At 55.1% G+C, this 5,231-nt stretch carries 7 protein-coding genes and 1 pseudogene; 3 read left to right on the forward strand and 5 right to left on the reverse strand.

What is annotated here, in order from left to right:
* The first annotated feature begins 80 nt into the window (after nt 1-80).
* The 3 genes from HMPREF0372_RS12455 (at nt 81) to HMPREF0372_RS12465 (ending at nt 3,106) form a co-directional block, all read left to right on the forward strand.
* Nucleotides 81-1,049 carry a rolling circle replication-associated protein gene (locus HMPREF0372_RS12455; RefSeq protein ID WP_007492976.1) on the forward strand — a complete coding sequence of 323 codons (969 nt, stop codon included), beginning with the start codon at nt 81-83 and terminating at the stop codon, nt 1,047-1,049.
* Between the two features lie 117 nt (nt 1,050-1,166).
* Nucleotides 1,167-1,349: a transposon-encoded TnpW family protein gene (locus tag HMPREF0372_RS12460; RefSeq protein WP_007492978.1), complete on the forward strand. Its 183-nt coding sequence runs from the start codon at nt 1,167-1,169 to the stop codon at nt 1,347-1,349.
* A gap of 95 nt (nt 1,350-1,444) precedes the next feature.
* Nucleotides 1,445-3,106 (forward strand): recombinase family protein, encoded by a 1,662-nt coding sequence (locus HMPREF0372_RS12465; protein WP_007492981.1) that lies wholly within the window; start codon nt 1,445-1,447, stop codon nt 3,104-3,106.
* A gap of 43 nt (nt 3,107-3,149) precedes the next feature.
* Here HMPREF0372_RS12465 and HMPREF0372_RS21440 read toward each other — a convergent pair.
* The 5 genes and pseudogenes from HMPREF0372_RS21440 to HMPREF0372_RS12480 form a co-directional block, all read right to left on the reverse strand.
* A pseudogene (locus tag HMPREF0372_RS21440) lies at nt 3,150-3,302 on the reverse strand (relaxase/mobilization nuclease domain-containing protein); the annotation flags it as partial.
* Between the two features lie 204 nt (nt 3,303-3,506).
* Complete coding sequence (locus HMPREF0372_RS19795; RefSeq protein WP_007492985.1) at nt 3,507-4,013, reverse strand: hypothetical protein; 507 nt, start codon at nt 4,011-4,013, stop codon at nt 3,507-3,509.
* Between the two features lie 150 nt (nt 4,014-4,163).
* The gene (locus HMPREF0372_RS12475; RefSeq protein ID WP_007492987.1) at nt 4,164-4,511 is read right to left on the reverse strand and encodes a plasmid mobilization protein; all 348 of its coding nucleotides are present in this window, start codon (nt 4,509-4,511) and stop codon (nt 4,164-4,166) included.
* Nucleotides 4,508-4,672, reverse strand: a complete 165-nt coding sequence (locus HMPREF0372_RS20135; RefSeq protein WP_007492990.1) for a hypothetical protein — start codon at nt 4,670-4,672, stop codon at nt 4,508-4,510. Before HMPREF0372_RS20135 ends, HMPREF0372_RS12475 begins: the two co-directional genes overlap by 4 nt.
* A gap of 163 nt (nt 4,673-4,835) precedes the next feature.
* A complete protein-coding gene (locus HMPREF0372_RS12480; RefSeq protein WP_414016162.1) occupies nt 4,836-5,225 on the reverse strand; it encodes a cysteine-rich VLP protein in 390 nt (129 codons plus the stop codon).
* Nucleotides 5,226-5,231 lie beyond the last annotated feature (6 nt).

A 5,231-nucleotide genomic window follows, 5' to 3' on the forward strand; every position in this document is an offset into this window, starting at 1 on the left:
CCCGCCCCGGAGCGGCCCCAACGGGGCCGCTCCTTAACTTGATTATTTATAAACATTAGGCCGCAAGGATAGGAGGCAGGATGCGGATACAGCGGATAGAAAATGAACGGCCTACCCCGAAAGCGCCGGTGACAGTGAAGGTATGCGGCAACGTGATAGAGGTGCGGCACAGCGGACAGGGAGCGCCGGAAATCACCATAGAGAAATTGTCGGCGGACGAATACCTGGACAAACGGACGGGAGAAATCAAAGAGTTCCAACACACGGAAAACCGGGCGGAGAACACGGCAAGCGTGGCGCAGACCCTTCGCAACCTCAGAGACCTCATAAATGCCAATCTGACGGACCCGGAGCGGGCATTATGGGTCACACTGACCTACCGGGAAATAATGACTGACCAGGAGCGACTGTACCGGGATTTTCACGCCTTTTGGAAACGGTTTCTTCGCTGGCAGGCGAAAGCGGGACAAGAACAGGCGGAGTACATAGCGGCGGCAGAGCCACAGGGCCGTGGGGCCTGGCACCTCCATCTATTGCTCCTGTTCCCTGGCAAAGCCCCCTTCATCCCCAACAGCGAAATGGCCCGGCTGTGGGGCCAGGGGTTCACCAAGACCAAGAGCATGAAGGGGGTGGACAACCCCGGCATGTACCTGACGGCCTACCTTGGAGACATGGAGTTGCCAGAGGCGGCTATGAGCGGAGCGGCCCGAGGACGGCTGACGGAGGTGGAGACAGAGGACGAGCGTGGAGTGAAGCAGAAAAAAGCGATTGTAAAGGGCGCAAGGCTGCACCTATACCCCAGCGGGTTCAATCTGTACCGCTGTTCCCGAGGGGTGAAGCGGCCGGAGGTGGAGGAAATGACAGAGGGGGAAGCGCAAGAGCTGATCGGCGGGGCCCCGCTGACCTATGAAAAGACGATAGCGGTGAAAAACGGCGAGGGCAGGACGGTGAACGTCATCAATTACCGGCAGTACAACAAGGCGAGGGCCGCCGTTGAAAAACCGGGTGAGGCAGGCGCAGAGGGTTCCGGGAACAGGTCGCAAGAATAAAATCAGCGGCCCCAGCCGCCACCGCTGACCCCATGTAGATGGCCGTCGCAACGGCACCCGCTGAAAAGGGCGTATTTCCAACAACATCAAGCAGAGTTTGAAACAGGAGGCAGAAGCATGAGCGACAGACAAGAACAGGAGCGGAGCCTGGTTGTGGCTCCCATCATCGTCCGGGAAATCGGCGGGACGGTCTACCCGGTGTATGGGTACTTCTCCCCCGAGGCCAGGGAGACGGCGGGGGAGAAAATCGGGCGTCTGCTTACCAGGTCGGCAGAGGAGAAAAATACCCGGAAGCCTTGAAAATACAGGGTTTTGTTGGACTTTCAGACGGGTTTGTGGTATAATAATCCTGTAAACCACAAGCCCGTTCTGCCACATCAAAGGAGGTTAAAGCTATGTGGCAGTACGATACAATCAACGGTAAATTTATTCCCGGCACACTCCCCGCCGAGGGGAATATCACGGCTTGCTATGACCGTCTGAGCCAGGAGGACGAGTTGGAGGGTGACAGCGGTTCGGTGGTCAATCAGCGGGATTTCCTGCGGAAATACTGCGAGGAACACCATTTCCCGAATGTGCGGCACTTCTCCGATGACGGCTACACCGGGACGAACTTTGACCGCCCCGGCTTCCGGGAGATGATGGACCTTGTGGAACGGGGACGGGTAACGGCCATCATCGTCAAGGACCATTCCCGACTGGGCCGCAACCGCCTTTTGGTGGGCGCTCTCATGGAGCGGTTCACAGAGGACTACGGGGTGCGGTATATCGCCGTTACGGACAACATCGACAGCGCCAAGGGCCTGGACGATATGACGGCGGTGCGGGAACTGTTCAACGAGTTTTACCCCCGTGATACCTCCAAGAAGATACGGGCGGTGTTCACCAGCAAGGGCAACAGCGGACAGCGGTTGTGTACCCAGGTCCCCTATGGCTACAAAGGAGACAAGTACAAATGGGAAGTGGACGAGGAAGCGGCCCAGGTGGTGCGGGAGATATTCAGCCTTTGCATGGCTGGCCTGGGGCCTATGCAGATCTCCAAGCGGCTGAAAGCGGCGGGGGTGCTGACGCCCACGGCGTACAAGCTGGAAAAGGGCCTGTCCGTCACCCATAAGCCGACAGCGGACCCCTGCGGCTGGGACCACCGGGCAGTGGTAAAAATCCTGGAGCGCATGGAGTACCTGGGCTGTACGGTGAACTTCAAGACCCGCAAGAAGTCGTACAAGTCCAAAAAGATGCTGTATCTCCCCCCGGAGGAATGGAAGGTGTTTCCCGACACCCACCCGGCCATCATAGACCGTGAGACCTGGGAGCGGGTGCAGGAGCTGCGGAAGCACAAGCGCCGCCCCACCAAGGCGGGCAAGCGGGGGCTGTTCTCCGGGCTGGCCTACTGCGCCGACTGCATGAGCAAGCTGTATTTCGCCACACACAAGGGTTCCACGGAGGACCAGGACCACTATGTATGCTCCAACTACAAGAGCAACACGGGGAGCTGTACCATCCACTATATCCGGGAGAAGGTGCTGACGGCCCTGGTGCTGGCCCATCTGCAAGCCACGATAGCCTATGTCCAGGCGGACGAGGATGGATTTATCCGGCTGGTGATGGACAAGGACGCCCAGGAACAGCGGCGGGAGCTGGCCCGGAAGAAGGCGGAGCTGACCAAGGCGGAGAAGCGGGTCACGGAGCTTGACAGCCTGTTTCAACGGGTGTACGAGGACCACGCCACGGGCAAGCTGACAGAGGAGCGTTATAACCGCCTCTCCGGGTCCTACGAGGCCGAGCAAAGGGAGTTAGAGGCCAGGGTGGCGGAACTACGGCGGGAGCTGGAAAAGGGCCAGGAGGAGGCCGTAAACGTGTCCCACTTCGTGGAGCTGGTGCGGAAGTACACGGAGGTCCGGGAGCTGACGCCCACCATCGTCAACGAGTTTATCAAGATGGTGATAGTCCACGCCCCCAGCAAGGTCAACGGCAAGCGGTTTCAGCCCGTCCAGATAGTCTATAATCTGGTGGGCGAGATAACGATACCGGGCACGATGGACAGCAAAACGGCATAGCCCCGAGAGACTATGCCGTTTCACTAAGACGATATTACTTCCTTATGGGGCCTCGGCTCACCGCCCGGCCCGTTTCCGCCTGGTACTGGCTTTTCAGCAGCAGAAACTCGGCGGGAGCGGATGCAGGATCACAGAGATAGGCAGACACGGCCCCCAGCTTTTTCGGATTGAGCCCATAGGCAAACCGCTCTTCCATCGTTTGGATGGCCGTTTTCCCAGCCGCTACCTTATAGGGCCGGATGTAGGTTGTAGCGATAACCTCACCTTCTTCCAAAAAGAAAGCGGCGACTGGAGCACAGCCGCCGCAAGGAACTTGGGGACAAATTTCCCCAAAATTCAAATTGATATTAGAAGTAAAGCTATCCACCATAATACTTGTGACTAAATAATAAATGAGGATTTATTTTTCTTGAGCACGGTTTGCTCTTTGCTTCTTATAGTAACAATAATTTATCGGCTCTGGAACAATTACTGCAATAATAACTGAAAGCTCTATTGGCATACCTACTCGAATACAAATGAATGCAATTATAGGAATGACCGCATGTGTATAGTAAGCAATTGCACCACTCAATTTCGCACTCTTCTGGGTTAAATATAATATGACCATCAATGAAGTAAAATGAGCCACAATAGTTACTGGCTCAAAAAGTTCATTTTCTATTCTACCACTAATCCAATACCATAAGGGAATTACAGAAATAGAAATTATCAAATCCTTTATAGAATCGAGCACAGACTCTTTTATATTATTATTGGGGTTCTTGAATTTTAATATCCCAGTTGCCCAAAATACAGTTACTACAATCTGATACTTACTTAATTCAAGACTCTCTAAATTAAATTTGCCCAACAAAACTAGTGAAATAACAAAAGATATATCCAATAGTTTTTCTAATATTTTCATTTTTATCTTCTTTCATTGGAGTAAATTTACAGGTTTTATTTTTCTTAATAGCATAGCACAGGAGCAACCGTTTGTCTATTCATTACTATTGGTACAAAGTGTTTGAAGTAGTAAAAAAACGGGGAACAGCGCAGGGCCACTTCCGGTAGGTCAGAGCCGCACGATGGCGGAGAGCTTTTCCAGAAGATCGGACAGGGGCTGCCACAGCTTTTCATAGTCCCGTTGCAGAGCCGTGATCTCCTCCAGGTAAATGCCGCCGTAGGTATTTGCCTGGATCGCCACCTGGTTTAAGTTGTTGGAGCACCGCCGCTGGAGCGACACCAGCTCCTGGACGGGTGACAGGTCAACATGGAGCACATAGCCATTGAGGGCCATTTTCCGCATATAGGCCCCCATATTGCGGATGCCCGCCTCGGCCATGCGCTCCTGGATCAGCGCCAGCTCCTCCTCGGACACCATCACATGAAGATGGATGGGGCGGCGGCGTTTCTTTGTCATCGCTCCTCCCGTTCCAGGCTCCGGCTGGTGCGGGGCGGCTCCTTTACCTTGTCCATCACCTTGCCACGCTCCGGGGGCAGCGCGGGGATTGGCGTACCGAATACTCCACAAAGGCGCGTTACTTCCTGATCGGCAAAATCCTGATCACGCTTTTTGTCCATAGTACCTTCTTTCCGGGATCGGGTAACTTCTGGACAAAACGTCCAGAAGTCCCGCGCTAAAATGTTGACAGCATCGGGGCCAAACAGGGGCAGGCCGTAGAAACACACGGCCCACCCCAAAAGCGGCCCCGGAAAGCCTTGTAATCAGCGGGGTTTGGGGGGCCTAATTGTCAACGCCCCAACCCCGCTTTTTCCGCATATATTCCCGCTGTTGGCGGCGGTGGGCTTTCTTTGCACAGGCCGCCGAGCAGTAAGCCTGCCGCCGATCCGGAGCAACGGGCCCGCCACAGATAGGGCAAATCTTAAAATCCGGCCTGGGCCCCTCGGTCAAGAGGGCGGCCTCCAGCGCCAGATCGAGGGGCAGCACGGCCTCCCGAAAGTAACGGCACAGCGCCCCCGTCCAGCATTTCCCCAGCATATAGCACTCACAGTCCAGGGGCAGACACCCGTACTCCCGGTCATAGTTGGCACACCATTTTGTCACCAGGGTGCGGATCGCCCGTTTTTCCTCGCGTGTCAGTTCACGGGTAGTGTCAAGGAATTTTCGCAAAATGGTTTG

Origin of the sequence: Flavonifractor plautii ATCC 29863 (assembly GCF_000239295.1) — a bacterium.
GTDB lineage: Bacteria > Bacillota > Clostridia > Oscillospirales > Oscillospiraceae > Flavonifractor > Flavonifractor plautii.